Genomic DNA, 19,582 nt, shown 5'->3' on the forward strand with positions numbered 1-19,582 from the left:
TGCCGGATGCATCGCATCCGGCATCAACCGCACTCTACTGCTTCTTCGCTGCAGCTCTGCGCCGTCTGTCCAAATCCTTCAGCAACTTATTCACGCCATCATCGGCAAACATCGTCTCAAGCGTTGCGGAAAGCTTGCGTCGCCAGTTTTTATACTGGTAACTGGTGCCAGGAATATTCACCGGTTCGGCCATATCCAGCCAGTCTTCCGGCTGTAGTCCTAACAGAGCACTGTTACTGTCGGCAATGTAGCGCTGCAAACCACGATTAAGCGTCGGCGTCATCGACATCAACGATGCCTTATGCCCGGCACGTTTTGGCAGACAACCATATTTATGCAGTGCATCCAGCAGCCCTTGCTTCGCCAGTTCGCGATCCTGATACAGACCGCGCAGTACCACTTCATCCGGATACAGCCCCAGGGTTTTGCCCAACGTTAGATCCCCGCTCTCCCAGTAACCGCGCAGCGTAGGCAGGTCATGTGTCGCCGCAACCGCCATCGACTGCTCCGGATACGCTTTCGGTGCACGGAACGTCTTCTCGTGGTCGTTTTCGAAATAGAGCACTTTGTAGGAGTACACACCGCTGCTGCGCAGCTTACCGACAATCTCTACCGGTACGGTACCGAGATCTTCACCAATCACCATACAGCGATGACGTTTACTTTCGAGTGCCAGAATCGAGAGCAGATCATCCACCGGATAGTGAACATACGCGCCCTGATCTGCCGTCTCGCCATACGGTATCCACCACAAACGCAGCATCGACATCACATGGTCAATTCGTAATGCGCCGCAGTTTTGCATATTGGCACGCAACAGCTCGATAAACGGTTCATAGGCACGCGCGGTGATGATATGCGGGTCCATTGGCGGTAATCCCCAGTTCTGCCCCAACGGGCCGAGGATATCCGGCGGCGCGCCAACCGACGCTTTCAGGCAATATAGTTCACGGTCACACCAGGTTTCCGCCCCACCTTCCGCTACGCCAACCGCCAGATCACGATACAAGCCAATCGGCATTTCATAGCCCTGGCTTATCTCCCAGCAGGCGGCAAACTGGCTGTAAGCCAGCCACTGCAACCAGAGATAAAAATCGACGTCATCACGATGTTCTTCGCAGAACTGACGCACTTCTGGTGAATCCACGTTCTGATACATCTCTGGCCATGCAGGCCAGCCCCAGCGCATTTCGTCCTCTTTCACTTGCTGGGCATGTAGCGCATCAAAGGCTGCCTGCCAGAACAGGCTGTCGCCCTGCTCTGCAACAAACTGGCGAAACGCGGTCATCTGCTCATCATCACGTTGCGCGAAACCTTTCCACGCCATTCGTAATGCTGTCATTTTTAGGGCGGTAACCGTGGAGTAATCGACCCAGTCGGCATCGCGCGCCTGTTGCAGCGTCTGTTGCGTGGTCGGCAACTGCCACCAGGCCTGAGCCTCTTCGCTAAGATGGAAATCTTCAACGGCGTTAACGTCGATATAAATCACATTCAGCCAACGGCGAGAAGACGGGCTGTATGGGCTGGCACTCTCCGGATTTGCCGGATAGAGCGCATGAATCGGGTTCAGGCCGATGAACGACCCGCCACGTTTTGCCACATCCACCAGCATCGCTTTGAGATCGCCAAAATCCCCAATACCCCAGTTTTTTTCCGATCGCAGCGTATAAAGCTGAACGCAGGCACCCCACAGCTTTTGTTTATTCAGCAACGCCTGCGGTTCGTAACAGCGTTTCGGGGCGACAATCACCCGGCAATGCGCGCGCTGGTCGTCCTGGGTGAGTGTCAGCGTGTGATAACCTTCCGGCAGCTTCGTCGGTAGATTGAACGCTTTGCCCCCCGTTACATGGCCTTTGTACTGTGTTCCTTCTTCGGTGGTCAGCAGCCAGCTATATTCGCCGCTGCCCTCCACCACCATCGGCATTTTTTTGCCGCTGGTATAAACCATGACATTCGGGACTGGCGTTACCGCCACTTTCGTGGCGGTACGTTGATGCATCGCGTCAAGCAAACGCCGTTTGGTTTCGGCGCTAATCGACTGCGGTTTACCGTGGGCATTGATGTAATTGGGGCTAATCCCCGCCGCCAGCGCGGCATTATCCAGACGTTTGCTTTCCATCGAGCTTCCTTAGCGTTTTGCCTGCCAGATACGAGCCTGATAATCGCGAATAGAGCGATCCGAGCTAAACATACCGCAGCGGGCGGTATTGAGGATCGCCGCGCGAGTCCAGGCCTCCTGGTCGCGGTACAGCACATCCACCTGCTTTTGTGCCTCAACATAGGCTGCGAAATCCGCCATCACCAGATACGGATCGCCGCCTTGTTTGCCGATACTGTGCAGCATCTGGTCGAAGGCATGCTTATCGCCGTCGCTGTATTTACCGCTTTCCAGCTCTTTCAATACTGCGTCCAGCACCTTATCTTTCTTCCGCCATTTCACCGGGTCGTAGCCTTTGGCCAGAATTGCCTTCACTTGTTCCACGGTATGACCAAAAATAAAGATATTTTCTTCACCGACTTTCTCGGCGATTTCAACGTTCGCACCATCCAGCGTACCGACAGTAAGCGCACCATTGAGCGCCAGTTTCATATTGCCGGTACCGGAAGCTTCTTTACCTGCAGTCGAAATTTGTTCGGAGATATCCGCCGCCGGGATCAGTTTTTCCGCCGCCGAAACGCAATAATCCGGCAGGAACACCACCTTCAACTTATCGCCAACCAGTGGATCGTTGTTGATCACGTCAGCCACTTTGTTGATCGCAAAGATAATATTCTTCGCCAGGTAGTAGCCCGGTGCCGCTTTCGCGCCGAAGAGGAAGACGCGCGGTACGCGATCAGCCTGCGGGTTTTCACGAATTTCTTTGTACAACGCCAGAATATGCAGCAGATTCAGGTGCTGGCGTTTGTACTCATGCAGACGTTTAATCTGAATATCGAAAATCGCCTGTGGATTGATCTCAATACCGGTACGAACTTTCACAAACTCCGCCAGACGGACTTTATTCGCCTGCTTGATCTCGCGATATTGCTGACGGAATTTCGCATCATCAGCGAATTTTTCCAGATTGATCAGCTGATCGAGATCGTTAGCCCACTCTTTTTGCAGTAATTTATCCAACAGAGCCGCCAGTGCAGGGTTGCACTGTTTGATCCAGCGACGTGGGGTAATACCGTTGGTGACGTTATGGAATTTGTTCGGCCATAGCTGGTGATATTCCGGGAACAGATCTTTCACCACCAGATCCGAGTGCAGCGCCGCAACACCGTTCACCGCGAAACCGCCAACCACACACAGGTTCGCCATATGCACTTGTTTATCGTGCACAACCGCCAGTTTGGCCCACACTTTTTCATCGCCCGGCCAGGTTTTCTCCACCAGCGTTTTAAAGCGAGTATTAATTTCGTTAATAATCTGCATATGGCGCGGCAGTAAGCCTTTCACCAGTTTCACATCCCAGCGTTCCAGCGCTTCTGGCATCAGGGTATGGTTGGTGTAAGCGAAAGTTTTGCTGGTAATGGCCCAGGCGTCATCCCAGCTCATCTGGTGCTCATCGATCAGCACGCGCAGCAGTTCTGGAATCGCGATAGTTGGGTGGGTATCGTTCAGCTGAATAACTTCATAATCCGCCAGTTCGTGCAGTTTACGCCCCGCCAGATGATGGCGACGCAAAATATCCGCTACCGAACAGGCACACTGGAAGTACTGCTGCATCAAGCGCAGCTTTTTACCGGCAGTATGGTTGTCGTTTGGATAGAGAACTTTGGTCAGTTTTTCCGCATTGATGCCCTGCTGTTCGGCACGCAGGAAATCACCGTCGTTAAATTTAGTCAGATCAAACGGATGCGCGTGCGTCGCCTGCCACAGACGCAGCGGCTGCGCCACGCCATTACGATAGCCGACAACGGGGAGATCCCACGCTTGACCGGTAATGGTAAACTCCGGCTCCCAGCGTCCGTCTTTCGTCACTTTACCGCCAATCCCTACCTGCACATCCAGTGCTTCGTTGTGGCGGAACCACGGGTAGTTACTGCGATGCCAGTCATCCGGCGCTTCAACCTGTTTGCCATCGACAAAAGACTGGCGGAACAAACCATATTGATAGTTCAGACCGTAACCCGTCGCAGACTGACCGATAGTTGCCATTGAGTCGAGGAAGCACGCCGCCAGACGTCCCAGACCACCGTTACCCAGCGCCGGGTCGATCTCTTCTTCCAGCAGGTCCGTCAGATTGATGTCATAAGCCTTCAACGAATCCTGTACATCCTGATACCAGCCGAGATTCAACAGGTTGTTGCCCGTCAGGCGACCAATCAAAAACTCCATTGAGATGTAGTTAACATGTCGCTGATTCGCCACCGGCTTGGCGAATGGCTGAGCACGCAGCATTTCGGCCAGTGCTTCACTCACTGCTAGCCACCACTGGCGAGGAGTCATTTCAGCCGCAGAATTTAAGCCATAACGCTGCCACTGACGTGAAAGCGCTTCCTGAAATTGCTTATCGTTAAAAATAGGTTGTGACATAGGAGTTCCACTTTTCTTAGATTTTCAACACAACGTTATCGCTAGTTTGCCAGGCTCGATGTTGACCTTCCTCATCCTGCGGGGGATTAGGCAGGGAGGAGTTGCGGGGATGAGCAAGGAAATGTGATCTCAACCACTTAAAGCTAGTGCAAACCACAGGATTAGCAGCAAATCAATGCAATACAGCGCAGAAAATCTGTATCTAAGTGCAAAAAATGGCCGTTGCGTATTTTCAAAAAGCGGAAGGTAACTCTATAAATTAAGTAAAGGAGTGAAACAGTTTCACAAGTAAAATATCCAGTGTGCTCCATCTCATTCTTAATAGATTTATTAAGATCATCTTTTTAGATGGCACTTTCATCAGGAATGAAGAAGAAACCCTTGCTTAAATGAATCTGATGAACATAAGGGAAACCAGTATTCACGCTGGATCAGCGTCGTTTTAGGTGAGTTGTTAATAAAGATTTGGAATTGTGACACAGTGCAAATTCAGACACATAAAAAAACGTCATCGCTTGCATTAGAAAGGTTTCTGGCCGACCTTATAACCATTAATTACGAAGCGCAAAAAAAATAATATTTCCTCATTTTCCACAGTGAAGTGATTAACTATGCTGATTCCGTCAAAACTAAGTCGTCCGGTTCGACTCGACCATACCGTGGTTCGTGAGCGCCTGCTGGCTAAACTTTCCGGCGCGAACAACTTCCGGCTGGCGCTGATCACGAGTCCTGCGGGCTACGGAAAGACCACCCTCATTTCCCAGTGGGCGGCAGGCAAAAACGATATCGGCTGGTACTCGCTGGATGAAGGTGATAACCAGCAAGAGCGTTTCGCCAGCTATCTCATTGCCACCGTGCAGCAGGCAACCAACGGTCACTGTGCGATATGTGAGACGATGGCGCAAAAACGGCAATATGCCAGCCTGACGTCACTCTTCGCCCAGCTTTTCATTGAGCTGGCGGAATGGCATAGCCCACTTTATCTGGTCATCGATGACTATCATCTGATCACTAATCCAGTGATCCACGAGTCAATGCGCTTCTTTATTCGCCATCAACCAGAAAATCTCACCCTGGTGGTGTTGTCACGCAACCTTCCGCAACTGGGCATTGCCAATCTGCGTGTTCGTGACCAACTGCTGGAAATTGGCAGTCAGCAACTGGCATTTACCCATCAGGAAGCGAAGCAGTTTTTTGATTGCCGTCTGTCATCGCCGATTGAAGCCGCAGAAAGCAGTCGGATTTGCGATGACGTTTCCGGTTGGGCGACGGCACTACAGCTAATCGCCCTCTCCGCCCGGCAGAATACCCACTCAGCCCATAAGTCGGCACGCCGCCTGGCGGGAATCAATGCCAGCCATCTTTCGGATTATCTGGTCGATGAGGTTTTGGATAACGTCGATCTCGCAACGCGCCATTTTCTGTTGAAAAGCGCCATTTTGCGCTCAATGAACGATGCGCTCATCACCCGTGTGACCGGCGAAGAAAACGGGCAAATGCGTCTCGAAGAGATTGAGCGTCAGGGGCTGTTTTTACAGCGGATGGATGATACCGGCGAGTGGTTCTGCTATCACCCGCTGTTTGGCAACTTCCTGCGCCAGCGCTGCCAGTGGGAACTGGCGGCGGAGCTGCCGGAAATCCACCGTGCCGCCGCAGAAAGCTGGATGGCCCAGGGATTTCCCAGCGAAGCGATTCATCATGCGCTGGCGGCAGGCGATGCGCTGATGCTGCGCGATATTCTGCTTAATCACGCCTGGAGTTTGTTCAACCATAGCGAACTGTCGCTGCTGGAAGAGTCGCTTAAGGCCCTGCCGTGGGACAGTTTGCTGGAAAATCCGCAGTTAGTGTTATTGCAGGCGTGGCTAATGCAAAGCCAACATCGCTATGGCGAAGTTAACACCCTGCTAGCCCGTGCTGAACATGAAATCAAGGACATCAGAGAAGGCACCATGCACGCAGAATTTAACGCTCTGCGCGCCCAGGTGGCGATTAACGATGGTAATCCGGATGAAGCGGAACGGCTGGCAAAACTGGCACTGGAAGAGCTGCCACCGGGCTGGTTCTATAGCCGCATTGTGGCAACCTCGGTGCTGGGTGAAGTGCTGCACTGCAAAGGCGAATTGACCCGCTCACTGGCGCTAATGCAGCAAACCGAACAGATGGCACGCCAGCACGACGTCTGGCACTACGCCTTATGGAGTTTAATCCAGCAAAGTGAAATTCTGTTTGCCCAAGGGTTCCTGCAAACCGCGTGGGAAACACAGGAAAAAGCGTTCCAGCTGATCAACGAGCAGCATCTGGAACAGCTGCCGATGCATGAGTTTCTGGTGCGCATCCGAGCACAACTGTTATGGGCCTGGGCACGGCTGGATGAAGCCGAAGCGTCGGCGCGTAGCGGGATTGAAGTCTTGTCGTCTTATCAGCCACAGCAACAGCTTCAGTGCCTGGCAATGTTGATTCAATGCTCGCTGGCCCGTGGTGATTTAGATAACGCCCGTAGCCAGCTGAACCGTCTGGAAAACCTGCTGGGGAATGGCAAATATCACAGCGACTGGATCTCTAACGCCAACAAAGTCCGGGTGATTTACTGGCAAACGACCGGCGATAAAGCCGCCGCTGCCAACTGGTTGCGTCATACGGCTAAACCGGAGTTTGCGAACAACCACTTCCTGCAAGGTCAATGGCGCAACATTGCCCGCGCACAAATCTTGCTGGGCGAGTTTGAACCTGCGGAAATTGTTCTCGAAGAACTCAATGAAAATGCCCGCAGTCTGCGGTTGATGAGCGATCTCAACCGTAACCTGTTGCTGCTTAATCAACTGTACTGGCAGGCCGGACGTAAAAGTGACGCCCAGCGCGTGTTGCTGGACGCATTAAAACTGGCGAATCGCACCGGATTTATCAGTCATTTTGTCATCGAAGGCGAAGCGATGGCGCAACAACTGCGCCAGCTGATTCAACTCAATACGCTGCCGGAACTGGAACAGCATCGCGCGCAGCGTATTCTGCGAGAAATCAATCAACATCATCGGCATAAATTCGCCCATTTCGATGAGAATTTCGTTGAACGTCTGCTAAATCATCCGGAAGTGCCAGAACTGATCCGCACCAGCCCGTTGACCCAACGTGAATGGCAGGTCCTGGGGCTGATCTACTCCGGTTACAGCAATGAGCAAATTGCGGGCGAGCTGGAAGTGGCGGCAACCACCATCAAGACGCATATCCGCAATCTGTACCAAAAACTCGGCGTCGCCCACCGTCAGGCCGCGGTACAACACGCGCAGAAACTGCTGAAGATGATGGGATATGGGGTGTGAGTTTAGCCGGATAATGCATTGGATCCGGTTTACATCTTTACATCATTCAATACTCACCCGCGTTACGCCATCTGTTTCTATCAAACCAAACCGCACCGGCAAGAAACGCTCCACCACGGCGATATTGGCCAGCAGATGGCATGAAGGATGGGCGACCGTAAATTCTCCCGCGCCCGCCAGCGCCATCGGTAGCACCAGCTGGTCGGCGAGATATTCCCCCACTGCCGCCGGGCTTGCCAGGTAGCGTTTCACCTCTTTCACTAACTGCGCGGCTACCACCTCGGCACTGACGCGCTTTTCACCGACGACGAAAAAGCGTTCAGTGATATTTTCACTTTCGACTTCCAACGAGACGGTATTACCCGGCCCCTGGTCGCGCGGCAGGTTATGAATATTCTGTTCATGCAGGGAAAAACTCCCCGCCAGTGTAGCGATTTCACGCTCAGCAACATGGCGCGGCACACCAGCTAATAGAACTTCTCCACGCATCTGCACAATGTTCCCGCGCTCGCCAAGTTGCAAGGTGTTAAACGATGCCACGGGCGAGACTTCCGTTGCCACCACGCCGCCTCCGGCAGGATAAAAACCGTGACGTAATAGCGTGGTTTGCTGATGAATTCCTATTTTCGCCAGCAGCGGCTCCAGCACCCGGCGGATAAAATCCGCAGGCGGCGCCGACGGGTTATCGGTGCCTCCGCTCACTTCAACACGCGAAGGTCCATCGGCAAACCACAGCGCGGGCAGCACCGTTTGCAGCACCAGCGTACAGCTTCCGGCACTACCGATAGCAAAGCGGTACTCGCCGCCGCGCACGGCGCCAGGCCGGAAGACCAGACGCTGCGACCCCAGCTCCGCGCCTTCCACCGTTGCCCTACAAATTTCCGCAGCCGCTTTTACCGCGGTCAGATGCTGGCGCAACAGCCCCGGTTTCGCCCGCCCGGCACGAATGCTGGTGATGGTAAATGGCTGGCCGGTTATCATCGACAGGCTCAGCGCCGAGCGCAGAATCTGCCCGCCACCTTCGCCCTGTGCGCCATCCAGCGCAATCATCCTTTTCATCATTTATCCTTTTACGCACACCACCTGACGCAGGGTATAGATAACTTCCACCAGATCGCTTTGTGCCGTCATCACCGCATCAATATCTTTATACGCCATCGGGATTTCGTCGATCACTTCGGCATCTTTACGGCATTCCACATGCGCGGTGGCACGAATTTGATCTTCCACGCTGAACAGTTTTTTCGCTTTAGTTCGGCTCATTACCCGCCCGGCACCGTGGCTGCACGAACAGAACGACTCTTCATTTCCCAGCCCACGGACGATAAAGCTTTTTGCTCCCATCGAACCGGGAATAATTCCATATTGACCAGCACGCGCAGACACCGCGCCTTTACGCGTCACGTAGATCTCTTCACCAAAGTGCTGTTCTTTTTGCACATAGTTGTGGTGACAGTTGATCTCTTCCATCGCCAGCGTTTGTGGCTGTCTGACCGTTTTCTGCGTAATGCTCTGCAATGCCGTTACCACGTTTTCCATCATCGCATCGCGGTTAAGGCTGGCAAAAAGCTGCGCCCAGGCCACGGCTTTCAGGTAATCATCAAAGTATTCCGTACCTTCCATAAAGTACGCCAGATCACGCGACGGCAACGTCTCAAGCGTTTCCTGCATCTCTTTTTGTGCCAGATCGATAAAGTAAGTCCCGATGGCGTTACCAATTCCGCGTGAACCGGAGTGCAGCATAATCCACACCTGGTCCGACTCATCAAGGCAGATTTTAATAAAGTGGTTACCGGTTCCCAGCGTTCCCAGGTGTTTATAGTTATTGGTATTCAGGAAACGGGGATATTTTTGCGTTAACCACTGATAACCGGCTTCAAGCTCAGCCCATTTCGCATCGACGTTAACAGGCGGGTTTTCCCATGCGCCTTTATCACGTTTACAACGCCCGGTAGTACGCCCGTGCGGCACGGCCGTTTCAATCGCCTGACGCAGCTCTGCCAGGTTTTCAGGCAGGTCTTCCGCCGTTAACGCGGTACGCAGCGCGTTCATTCCACAGCCAATATCCACGCCCACCGCCGCCGGAATAATCGCCCCTTTGGTCGGGATCACGCTACCAATGGTGGAATCTTTACCCAGGTGTACATCAGGCATTACCGCAATATGTTTGAAAATAAACGGCATCTTCGCCGTATTAATAAGTTGCTGACGCGCATCGGCTTCTACCGGCACGCCTTTGGTCCACATTTTTACCGGGGCATTTTCAGTGGTCAGTAATTCGTAATTCATTTTGTTTTTCTCTTTTCGTTGTTTGCTGTCCTGATAATTGCAACCGTCGTGCCAGAAAATTAAATAAGTAAATTAATTTTTTAATTCATTGTTTTTAAAAAGATTATATCTTTATGTCCGTAACCGGAGATTTCCCGCAAAGCCGATTTACCGATAATGAAATATCGTCTTTTATAAGGATATCTAAGATGCGTAAAACAGTAGCTTTTGGCTTTGTCGGAACGGTGCTGGATTATGCCGGGCGCGGCAGTCAGCGCTGGTCAAAATGGCGTCCGACACTCTGTTTATGCCAGCAAGAATCGTTGGTCATCGATCGACTGGAATTATTGCATGACGCCCGCTCGTGCTCGCTATTTGAAACGCTTAAACGCGATATCGCCAGCGTTTCGCCAGAAACAGAAGTGGTGAGCATTGAGATTGAACTGCATAACCCGTGGGATTTCGAAGAGGTTTACGCCTGCCTGCATGATTTCGCCCGTGGTTACAAGTTTCAGCCAGAAAAAGAAGACTATTTAATTCACATCACCACCGGCACCCACGTCGCGCAGATTTGCTGGTTTCTGCTGGCGGAAGCGCGTTATCTACCCGCCCGGTTGATACAAACTTCACCACCGCGCAAAAAAGAACAACCGCGCGGTGCCGGTGAAGTGACGATTATCGATCTCGATCTAAGCCGTTATAACGCCATCGCCAGCCGCTTTGCCGAGGAACGCCAGCAAACGCTTGATTTTCTTAAGTCCGGCATTGCCACGCGTAACCCCCACTTCAACCGCATGATTGAGCAGATTGAAAAAGTGGCGATTAAATCCCGCGCACCGATCCTGCTTAACGGCCCAACCGGTGCGGGAAAGTCATTTCTGGCGCGACGTATATTTGAATTAAAACAGGCGCGGCATCAGTTTAGCGGCGCGTTTGTGGAAGTGAACTGCGCCACCCTGCGCGGCGATACCGCCATGTCGACGCTGTTTGGTCATGTGAAAGGCGCGTTTACCGGGGCGCGGGAATCTCGTGAAGGTTTATTACGCAGCGCCAACGGCGGAATGTTGTTTTTTGATGAGATTGGCGAACTGGGCGCAGACGAACAGGCAATGCTGCTAAAAGCCATTGAAGAGAAAACCTTTTACCCGTTTGGCAGCGATCGCCAGGTGAGCAGTGATTTTCAGCTTATCGCCGGAACGGTGCGCGATTTGCGCCAGCTGGTTGCCGAAGGCAAATTTCGCGAAGATCTGTACGCGCGGATCAATCTCTGGACCTTCACCCTGCCGGGTCTACGCCAGCGCCAGGAAGATATTGAACCGAACCTTGATTATGAAGTGGAGCGCCACGCCACACTCACTGGCGACAGCGTGCGTTTTAACACCGAAGCGCGGCGCGCCTGGTTGGCTTTTGCGACCTCTCCCCAGGCAACATGGCGCGGTAACTTTCGCGAACTTTCTGCCAGCGTCACGCGGATGGCCACCTTTGCCACTAGCGGACGCATCACTCTGGACGTGGTTGAAGATGAGATAAACCGTCTGCGCTATAACTGGCAGGAGAGCCGCCCCTCCGCGCTTACGGCGTTGCTGGGCGCAGAGGCAGAAAACATCGATCTCTTCGACCGTATGCAACTGGAACACGTTATCGCTATCTGCCGCCAGGCAAAGTCGCTTTCTGCAGCCGGACGACAGCTTTTTGATGTTTCGCGCCAGGGCAAAGCCAGCGTCAATGACGCGGATCGGCTACGCAAATACCTGGCGCGTTTTGGTCTGACGTGGGAAGCCGTGCAGGATCAGCACAGCTCCAGTTGAATATGATGGTCCGTCAGCACCTGCATTACGCTTACTGGCGGCGGGGCGTCGGTGTAGACGGCATCTACCATGCTGATGCTGCCCATATTGACCATCGCGTTACGGCCAAATTTCGAGTGATCGACAACCAGCATAACGTGGCGCGAGTTCTCAATAATGGCGCGCTTGGTGCGAACTTCGTGGTAATCGAACTCCAGCAGCGAGCCGTCGCTATCGATGCCGCTTATCCCCAGAATGCCGAAATCAAGGCGGAACTGGGAGATAAAATCGAGCGTCGCTTCGCCAATGATCCCGCCATCGCGGCTGCGTAATTCGCCACCGGCGAGAATAATGCGGAAATCTTCTTTTACCATCAACGTGTTAGCAACATTGAGATTGTTGGTGACAATACGCAAATTGCTGTGATTAAGCAGCGCGTGCGCCACCGCTTCCGGCGTGGTGCCGATATCGATAAACAGTGTCGAGCCGTTGGGGATTTGCTCCGCCACTTTGCGGGCAATCCTCTCTTTTTCTTCGGTCTGGGTGGCTTTGCGATCGTGCCACGGCGTGTTAACCGAACTGGAAGGCAGCGCCGCACCGCCATGGTGACGCAGGATCAGGTTTTGCTCCGCCAGCTCATTGAGGTCGCGGCGAATAGTCTGCGGGCTGACGGAGAAATGCTCTACCAGCTCTTCAGTACTGACATAACCCTGCTGTTTAACCAGTTCGATAATACCGTTGTGACGTTGTGTTTGTTTCATTTATAAATCCCTGGAATTATTTTCGTTTTCGCGCATTGAGCGAATCAACAAAAGCCATCGCTAAACCCACGGCTAACCCGGCGATGTGTGCTCCGTTCGCCATCGACATCCCAAACAAATCAAACCATCCGGCGACAATCCAGATCAGCGCAAAGATAATTAACCCACGTTGCAGGTAAATGCCACTTTGCGGATCGCGCTCACCACGTAGCCAGACGTAGCCCATCAGCGCATACACCACGCCAGAAAGCCCGCCAAACCACGGCCCGCTGAATTTTTGCTGCACATAGCCGCTTAACAGGGCGCTAATGAGAGTAATAACAATTAGCTTACCGCTACCGAGGCGTTTTTCCACCGCACCGCCGAGATACCACCACCAGAGCAGGTTAAAGAGGATATGCATCAGCGAGAAGTGCATTAACGCGTGGGTGAAGTAACGCCAGAACTCAAATTTCAGTGTTGGATCGAATGGCCAGGCCAGCCATAACATCACTTCCTGATCGCCGAGAATTTGCATGGCGATAAACACCACCACGCAGGCGATCATCACCACCCAGGTTACCGGACCTGCGCGTTCACGCAAGGCAGCAAAGAAAGGATAACGGCGATAATGCAGACCACTGCCGGTATGGCCCGCCTGCCAGCTGGCCGCCAGATAACGCGGATCTGCCGGGTTTTCGAGAAAACGCGCCAGCTCCGCCCGCACGCGCTCGGCCTGGGACTCATCCGCCAGCCAGACATCGCTTTGGTTATGTTGTTGAATCGTAAGGATAACACCCTGCGTCGCCATGTAATCAACAAACGCCTGCGCCACGCGGGGGTTAGCAAAAGAGGTAATCATCAACATCGTTGCTGTCGCTTATTCCACACAAAAGGGGACAGTATAAAGCGTTACGCGCCGTACGCCACCTCTGCGGGAAACTGACGCTGCCAGGCTTCAAAACCGCCGTCAATGCTATAGACCACATCGTAGCCCTGTTGCAGCAGATACTGCGCCGCGCCTTTGCTGCTATTGCCGTGATAACACATCACCATCACCGGAGTGTCAAAGTCGTTATCACGCATAAACGCGCCCAGCGTGTCGTTGGTTAAATGGAAAGCCTGCACCGCATGTCCCATTGCGAAACTCTGTGGATCGCGAATATCGACCAGCACCGCCTCTTTTTCCTGCAACTTCTGGTGCGCGTCGGCAACGTTAATACATTCGAACAGATCCATGCGTCTCTCTTTCTTTACAAACAAGTGGGCAAATTTACCGCACAGTTTACGTCGAAGCGGCAGATAAACGCCATAATGTTATACATATCACTCTAAAATATTTTTTCAATGTTACCTAAAGCGCGATTCTTTGCTAATATGTTCGATAGCGAACATTTATGAGCTTTAACGAAAGTGAATGAGGGCAGCATGGAAACCAAAGATCTGATTGTGATAGGTGGCGGCATCAATGGTGCTGGTATCGCGGCAGACGCCGCTGGACGCGGTTTATCCGTGCTGATGCTGGAGGCGCAGGATCTCGCTTGCGCGACCTCTTCCGCCAGTTCAAAACTCATTCACGGTGGCCTGCGCTACCTTGAGCACTATGAATTCCGCCTGGTCAGCGAGGCGCTGGCTGAACGTGAAGTGCTGCTGAAAATGGCTCCGCATATCGCCTTCCCAATGCGTTTTCGCCTGCCACATCGTCCGCATCTGCGCCCGGCGTGGATGATTCGGATTGGTCTGTTTATGTACGATCATCTGGGTAAACGCACCAGCCTGCCGGGATCAACCGGTTTGCGTTTTGGCGCAAACTCAGTGTTAAAACCGGAAATTAAGCGCGGATTCGAATATTCTGACTGTTGGGTAGACGACACCCGTCTGGTACTCGCCAACGCCCAGATGGTGGTGCGTAAAGGCGGCGAAGTGCTTACTCGGACTCGCGCCACCTCTGCTCGCCGCGAAAACGGCCTGTGGATTGTGGAAGCGGAAGATATCGATACCGGCAAAAAATATAGCTGGCAAGCGCGCGGCCTGGTTAACGCCACCGGCCCGTGGGTGAAACAGTTCTTCGACGAGGGGATGCATCTGCCTTCGCCTTATGGCATTCGCCTGATCAAAGGCAGCCATATTGTGGTGCCGCGTGTGCATACCCAGAAGCAGGCCTACATTCTGCAAAACGAAGATAAACGTATTGTGTTCGTGATCCCGTGGATGGACGAATTTTCCATCATCGGCACCACCGACGTAGAGTATAAAGGCGATCCGAAAGCGGTGAAGATTGAAGAGAGTGAAATCAACTATCTGCTGAAAGTGTATAACGCGCACTTTAAAAAACAGCTTAGCCGTGACGATATCGTCTGGACCTACTCCGGTGTGCGTCCGCTGTGTGATGATGAGTCCGACTCGCCGCAGGCTATTACCCGTGATTACACCCTTGATATCCATGATGAAAACGGCAAAGCACCGCTGCTGTCGGTATTCGGCGGTAAGCTGACCACCTACCGAAAACTGGCAGAACATGCGCTGGAAAAACTGACGCCGTATTATCAGGGTATTGGCCCGGCGTGGACGAAAGAGAGCGTGCTGCCGGGTGGTGCCATTGAAGGCGACCGCGACGATTACGCAGCTCGTCTGCGCCGTCGCTATCCATTCCTGACTGAATCGCTGGCGCGTCATTACGCACGCACTTACGGCAGCAACAGCGAGCTGCTGCTCGGCAATGCGGGGGCGATAAGCGACCTCGGGGAGGATTTCGGTCATGAGTTCTACGAAGCGGAACTGAAATACCTGGTGGATCACGAATGGGTCCGCCGCACCGACGATGCCCTTTGGCGTCGCACAAAACAAGGCATGTGGCTGAATGCGGATCAACAATCTCGTGTGAGTCAGTGGCTGGTGGAATATACGCAGCAGAAGTTGTCGCTGGCGTCGTAAGGATGATGCCCGGTTGAAGTGCAACCGGGCTATTTGGATTCCTTAGACTATTCATTGTAAATAATTGAATAACGGCCCCTGAGCTAAAATCGCCAAACTTAAGCACGTTACCCAATCGCCCCACTTCTTCCTCTGGTTTCTATTTTTTCTGCACCAATGGCAATAATATCCCAATGCAAAACCAAGCTGTGCACTAATCGGGCCGACAAAATCAGTCCAAGGCTGCGGCCAAAAAGGGGAAAAATTCAGGGGAGGCCAGACAAACGTCAGAAAGAAATTTCGGATATTTTCCAGCAACGCTGATTTCTCTGGAGAAATATAAAGAATGAAATTCGAGAGAATTAACCAGAAATAGACCGGCGAAAAGACCAGCCAGCAATGCAGTCTGTTTTTTAATTCAGGAGGCGTTCTGCGGGAGAATTGCCAACCGATGCCAGCCATTACACTGAAAAAAAGTGCATATTCAACCATTAACTCAAGTTGTAATTCCTGAAGAGAAATACGCACAACCAGGAGCGGAAAGGAGAATATTATTTCTGCCAGAAAAGTTAACGTGAATATAAGTACGGCTAAGACAATAACCGTCGGCCATACCAATAATGGCACGATAACAAAACCGAGAATTACAGGGGGAATATAAAGCCGGAATCTAATCATTTTTATTTTCCTGGTGATTCGGATGATGCGTCATACATCGCGCATAAACACTCATCAATTATCCAGTCATCTTCCCAGACCTGATATTCTGTCATTGGTTCGGGCTGTTTTAGCGGGTTCTCAATCGCTTGCCGCGCTCTTTCTTTCAGTAAAGGATGATTATTTCTAGCCCAGGCATTGATTTGGGTGGTAATGACGTTATCGATATCGTCCTGGTTATCTCTGATATAATCCTCACAATATCTGTTCAATAAACCGGCAAGAGAAACGGTCGACCAAAAGCCGGGAACTGAATTAATGGCATCCAGCAATGGCGCAAGAGCGATATCGGCACGGAAAAACATTTCCAGCATATACTGTAATTCGACAGCTTCATCGCCGGATACCCAATCAGTCATATACTGGCAGGCAAATCGCTGTAAAATTGCCCGTTCATCCGCACGCCAGTTTTCTTTGTTGGCAAGGTTGATACGGCGCAGAGAAAAAACTACGTGAATATTGTCAAAATGCCCCTGTGCAACAAATTCCAGTAAACGCGGCAGAAAATAGCGGACCTCATCGCTATTTTGCGGATCAGGCCCTGGGCTACTATTCCAGGCATTGATTAAGGAATACGGGATCGCTCGTAACGATGTACTCCGTAATGCCTTTTGTTCCTGCTGACTCAGGCAATATTCACAACAAACCACAAATTTCTGCGGCACCCGATAACGACGAAAGGTGTGATAAATCTGCTCAATTAATGCCTGCATGGCGGGGCTGGGTTGCATAGTTACCCCCTCGCCCGCTGATCGCGTGTAAACGGTTGATAGACAAAACGAGCATTCGCCGCGTTCAGGCGAATAAGGGCGCTACGCGAAAGGGAAAAGCTGGGGCGAATGCAACTATTGCAGTCTCGACAGCTTTCCTCTGCGCAATTTTCCACTGAGTAATGACGCGTGTAGAGTTTCAGTTCGGCCTGCTTATCGCGAAATCCGCGTAAACTGTTATTGTTATGAAATTTCCAGGCATCTTTAACGACCTGAAAGATATAGACATCCTCAATCCAGGAGTCACATTTTTTAAGCGGGCGCTTTGCTATTATCACCCGCTCATCCGGATTTAGCATCGCCGTAAATTGTACGGTGACGTCATTTGTCGTGTTCAGGTCACATTGAACATCTGGTACATCACTGATATAGGGGTCAAATCCAAAATCAGCACCACAGGCACAAAGACGGCTAATGGTGGCGGTATCGAGGGAAAATCCCGGCCATACTTTGCTGGAGGTTAAGCCAATATTTAATGTGACATCATATCGAAGCAATCCCTCAAGACCGTCAGCACCGACGAACTTTTCCCCTTCATCCAGGGCCTGGTTAATAAGTTGCTGAACAATGCCTTCATCCCAGTATGCCGATTTGCAGTTGGCAATCGTAATATCCACGCCTGTGAAGGGATCAGTACCGGCAAGGCTTGCAAATAATGTATTAACTAATTCCATTTTTATTATCCAGCTTTAAGGTAGCGTCTTATACATCGGGACATAACCTACATCTTCCACCAAACTCTGTCCCTGCGGCGTTAAAAACCACTCCAACAATTTTTGTGTCTCTGACGTCGTATTTTCCCGCGTTACCATAAAGGCATCGATGATATAGGGATATTTGCCGTTGCGAATGTTTTCGGCAGTCGGTGCAATACCGTTAATCGCTAGCAGTTTTATATTTTTATCGGCGTTCATTTGTGTTGCGTAATAACGGAAGGTGTAACCTATTGCGTTGTTTGTATTACGGTATTCGGCAACGACTTTAATCATTCCCTCCATCATACTTGCCACTTCTGTTTCCTGCGGCGAGATCATGCGGACATTTTTCATGACCTGGGATTGCATCACCGTCTGGCTACCAGAGTCTTCCGGGCGTTGCTAGGTCTGGATCTCCTGATCGTTACCGCCAACAGTACGCCAGTTGGTAATTGCACCACTGAAGATGTCACGCACCTGTTGTTCAGTCAGGGAATTAACCGGATTATCCGCATTGACGATGAAAACAAACGCTTCACGGGCAAAAGGCGTGTACAGCAAAGTAATGCCCGATTCCTCAGCGCGTTTTTTCTGCCCACCGGAAGGTTGCGCCACAAAAATAATATCAGCATCACCTTTAACAATCCTGTTATACGCATCGGGGGTACGAGAGCTCTCCAGATATTCCCTGGTGTGAAAATCTTCCGGTATAACGATTAAAGCATAAAATGCAGAGGCATAAATTGGGTACGCCGCCGTAGCACCATCGAGTCGCGGCCAGTTTTGCGTAAACTGAATTTGCGGTTTACCACGCAGTGGTGTCAGTTGATTATTGAGTTTATCGGGTCGCCAGGCCCAGGTATCAATATTTTCGCGCACACCGACGCCGGGATTGAGCTGTTTATATAAATAACCCTGATAACCAGCGACAAAACCAAGCATGAGAAGGATAAACAGGAGGGAATTACGGCAACGTAGCCCGGATGTACCGGTTAAAGGATGTCTGGTTGGCCGGCCGTACCCCAGCGAAAAACTGATATGCGCGCCAACGGGTATAATGACTATCCACCAGTACTCACCTCCGACTACTGAGACTAACAAAACGCCCAGCCAGGGGAGCATAAGATCAGCCAACCAACCCGATCCCATCTGGTGAAATTGATAATCTGCCAGATGCAGCGCGATTATCCAGCCAACCAGGATTAATAAACCGGGTACTAAAAAAAGACATTGTCGCCAGACGGCTATTTCTCTTTTTTCTGGTGCACTATCGCCTGCCCATACTCGCCCCGAGAAAAATAGCATTAATGCGCCCAGCGCCAGCATAAAAATGTTGAGCAGAAGGTAACTTGTTGGCGTGATAAGGATATTACAAACTTCAATAATACCGGCAAGTCCGACACCCAGCATAGCAACAACCGCCGCCAAAAATTGCGTCAGTATGGGGATGCCGAAAAAAGTCATTACCAGCGAGGACAAAATCCATTTTCTGTTTTGCATTATTCTTTCCATTCTTTTTGAATGGTGAAATTATACTCCCCGAGTCCCCTTGCCCCTTCTGGACACTTTTCCGAAATGATGGCGGAAAAAAACGGGACCCTTTGGCCTAATGCCAGTCAGTTAAGCAACTGACTGGCTCTTTTTCGGGGCTGTGGGGTATTTCCAGGGCCTCTCCTTTACCACTCTCGGGAAGGCCCTTCCCCTTCTCGTCTGTAATTTCACAAGTTGTCCCATACTTGCAAGATCGCGCATCAGCTCCGGTATACGTCCCGGTGAAGCGCCCTGCAATGTCATCAGCATTCTCATCACCATTCCGCATGATTCTGAGAAACTCAGTTGATTCGGCCAGTAAC

13 protein-coding genes and 2 pseudogenes are annotated in these 19,582 nt (G+C 51.6%); 3 read left to right on the forward strand and 12 right to left on the reverse strand.

What is annotated here, in order from left to right; translation table 11 throughout:
- Window positions 1-34 precede the first annotated feature (34 nt).
- Entirely contained in the window at window positions 35-2,119 is a 2,085-nt protein-coding gene (gene malQ / locus BGK49_RS09020; protein ID WP_000444351.1) for a 4-alpha-glucanotransferase, read from the reverse strand.
- Window positions 2,120-2,128: 9 nt separating this feature from the next.
- On the reverse strand, window positions 2,129-4,522 hold the full coding sequence (malP, locus tag BGK49_RS09025) for a maltodextrin phosphorylase (RefSeq protein ID WP_000081875.1): 2,394 nt from the start codon (window positions 4,520-4,522) through the stop codon (window positions 2,129-2,131).
- Window positions 4,523-5,133: 611 nt separating this feature from the next.
- Between malP and malT the strand changes: the two genes are divergently transcribed.
- Window positions 5,134-7,839, forward strand: coding sequence for an HTH-type transcriptional regulator MalT (malT, locus tag BGK49_RS09030; RefSeq protein WP_000907011.1), 2,706 nt, complete (start codon window positions 5,134-5,136; stop codon window positions 7,837-7,839).
- Window positions 7,840-7,881: 42 nt separating this feature from the next.
- On the opposite strand, the gene rtcA is transcribed toward malT, so the two are convergent.
- Both rtcA and rtcB read right to left on the reverse strand, forming a co-directional pair.
- A complete protein-coding gene (gene rtcA / locus BGK49_RS09035; protein ID WP_005027801.1) occupies window positions 7,882-8,898 on the reverse strand; it encodes an RNA 3'-terminal phosphate cyclase in 1,017 nt (338 codons plus the stop codon).
- A gap of 3 nt (window positions 8,899-8,901) precedes the next feature.
- A complete protein-coding gene (gene rtcB / locus BGK49_RS09040; protein ID WP_001105441.1) occupies window positions 8,902-10,128 on the reverse strand; it encodes an RNA-splicing ligase RtcB in 1,227 nt (408 codons plus the stop codon).
- Between the two features lie 188 nt (window positions 10,129-10,316).
- Between rtcB and rtcR the strand changes: the two genes are divergently transcribed.
- Window positions 10,317-11,915: a DNA-binding transcriptional regulator RtcR gene (rtcR, locus tag BGK49_RS09045; RefSeq protein WP_001232908.1), complete on the forward strand. Its 1,599-nt coding sequence runs from the start codon at window positions 10,317-10,319 to the stop codon at window positions 11,913-11,915.
- On the opposite strand, the gene BGK49_RS09050 is transcribed toward rtcR, so the two are convergent.
- The 3 genes from BGK49_RS09050 to glpE are packed head-to-tail and all read right to left on the reverse strand — an operon-like array spanning window position 11,897 to window position 13,873.
- Window positions 11,897-12,655 (reverse strand): DeoR/GlpR family transcriptional regulator, encoded by a 759-nt coding sequence (locus BGK49_RS09050; protein ID WP_000815099.1) that lies wholly within the window; start codon window positions 12,653-12,655, stop codon window positions 11,897-11,899. The genes rtcR and BGK49_RS09050 overlap by 19 nt on opposite strands.
- A gap of 16 nt (window positions 12,656-12,671) precedes the next feature.
- Window positions 12,672-13,502 carry a rhomboid family intramembrane serine protease GlpG gene (gene glpG, locus BGK49_RS09055; protein WP_000928731.1) on the reverse strand — a complete coding sequence of 277 codons (831 nt, stop codon included), beginning with the start codon at window positions 13,500-13,502 and terminating at the stop codon, window positions 12,672-12,674.
- A 44-nt stretch (window positions 13,503-13,546) separates the two neighbouring features.
- A complete protein-coding gene (gene glpE, locus BGK49_RS09060) occupies window positions 13,547-13,873 on the reverse strand; it encodes a thiosulfate sulfurtransferase GlpE (RefSeq protein ID WP_000362869.1) in 327 nt (108 codons plus the stop codon).
- 189 nt (window positions 13,874-14,062) lie between these two features.
- Here glpE and glpD point away from each other — a divergent pair, with 189 nt between their 5' ends.
- Window positions 14,063-15,568, forward strand: coding sequence for a glycerol-3-phosphate dehydrogenase (gene glpD, locus BGK49_RS09065; RefSeq protein WP_000448170.1), 1,506 nt, complete (start codon window positions 14,063-14,065; stop codon window positions 15,566-15,568).
- A gap of 51 nt (window positions 15,569-15,619) precedes the next feature.
- Here glpD and BGK49_RS09070 read toward each other — a convergent pair whose 3' ends face one another.
- The 5 genes and pseudogenes from BGK49_RS09070 to BGK49_RS09090 form a co-directional block, all read right to left on the reverse strand.
- Entirely contained in the window at window positions 15,620-16,225 is a 606-nt protein-coding gene (locus tag BGK49_RS09070) for a hypothetical protein (RefSeq protein ID WP_000617866.1), read from the reverse strand.
- 2 nt (window positions 16,226-16,227) lie between these two features.
- Window positions 16,228-16,995, reverse strand: a complete 768-nt coding sequence (locus BGK49_RS09075; protein WP_001183161.1) for a hypothetical protein — start codon at window positions 16,993-16,995, stop codon at window positions 16,228-16,230.
- 2 nt (window positions 16,996-16,997) lie between these two features.
- Complete coding sequence (locus tag BGK49_RS09080; protein WP_000424544.1) at window positions 16,998-17,708, reverse strand: YbbD family protein; 711 nt, start codon at window positions 17,706-17,708, stop codon at window positions 16,998-17,000.
- Between the two features lie 15 nt (window positions 17,709-17,723).
- Window positions 17,724-19,229, reverse strand: a pseudogene (locus tag BGK49_RS31510) (PstS family phosphate ABC transporter substrate-binding protein).
- 120 nt (window positions 19,230-19,349) lie between these two features.
- A pseudogene (locus BGK49_RS09090) lies at window positions 19,350-19,582 on the reverse strand (IS4 family transposase); the annotation flags it as partial.

The sequence above is a fragment of the Shigella sp. FC1544 genome, assembly GCF_001722145.1.
Taxonomy (GTDB): domain Bacteria; phylum Pseudomonadota; class Gammaproteobacteria; order Enterobacterales; family Enterobacteriaceae; genus Escherichia; species Escherichia coli.

What these genes read in the sequence shown, in the direction of transcription:
- malQ (WP_000444351.1), bottom strand. Translation starts at nt 2,119, where the DNA reads ATGGAAAGCAAACGTCTGGATAATGCCGCGCTGGCGGCGGGGATTAGC.
- malP (WP_000081875.1), bottom strand. Translation starts at nt 4,522, where the DNA reads ATGTCACAACCTATTTTTAACGATAAGCAATTTCAGGAAGCGCTTTCA.
- malT (WP_000907011.1), top strand. Translation starts at nt 5,134, where the DNA reads ATGCTGATTCCGTCAAAACTAAGTCGTCCGGTTCGACTCGACCATACC.
- rtcA (WP_005027801.1), bottom strand. Translation starts at nt 8,898, where the DNA reads ATGAAAAGGATGATTGCGCTGGATGGCGCACAGGGCGAAGGTGGCGGG.
- rtcB (WP_001105441.1), bottom strand. Translation starts at nt 10,128, where the DNA reads ATGAATTACGAATTACTGACCACTGAAAATGCCCCGGTAAAAATGTGG.
- rtcR (WP_001232908.1), top strand. Translation starts at nt 10,317, where the DNA reads ATGCGTAAAACAGTAGCTTTTGGCTTTGTCGGAACGGTGCTGGATTAT.
- BGK49_RS09050 (WP_000815099.1), bottom strand. Translation starts at nt 12,655, where the DNA reads ATGAAACAAACACAACGTCACAACGGTATTATCGAACTGGTTAAACAG.
- glpG (WP_000928731.1), bottom strand. Translation starts at nt 13,502, where the DNA reads ATGTTGATGATTACCTCTTTTGCTAACCCCCGCGTGGCGCAGGCGTTT.
- glpE (WP_000362869.1), bottom strand. Translation starts at nt 13,873, where the DNA reads ATGGATCTGTTCGAATGTATTAACGTTGCCGACGCGCACCAGAAGTTG.
- glpD (WP_000448170.1), top strand. Translation starts at nt 14,063, where the DNA reads ATGGAAACCAAAGATCTGATTGTGATAGGTGGCGGCATCAATGGTGCT.
- BGK49_RS09070 (WP_000617866.1), bottom strand. Translation starts at nt 16,225, where the DNA reads ATGATTAGATTCCGGCTTTATATTCCCCCTGTAATTCTCGGTTTTGTT.
- BGK49_RS09075 (WP_001183161.1), bottom strand. Translation starts at nt 16,995, where the DNA reads ATGCAACCCAGCCCCGCCATGCAGGCATTAATTGAGCAGATTTATCAC.
- BGK49_RS09080 (WP_000424544.1), bottom strand. Translation starts at nt 17,708, where the DNA reads ATGGAATTAGTTAATACATTATTTGCAAGCCTTGCCGGTACTGATCCC.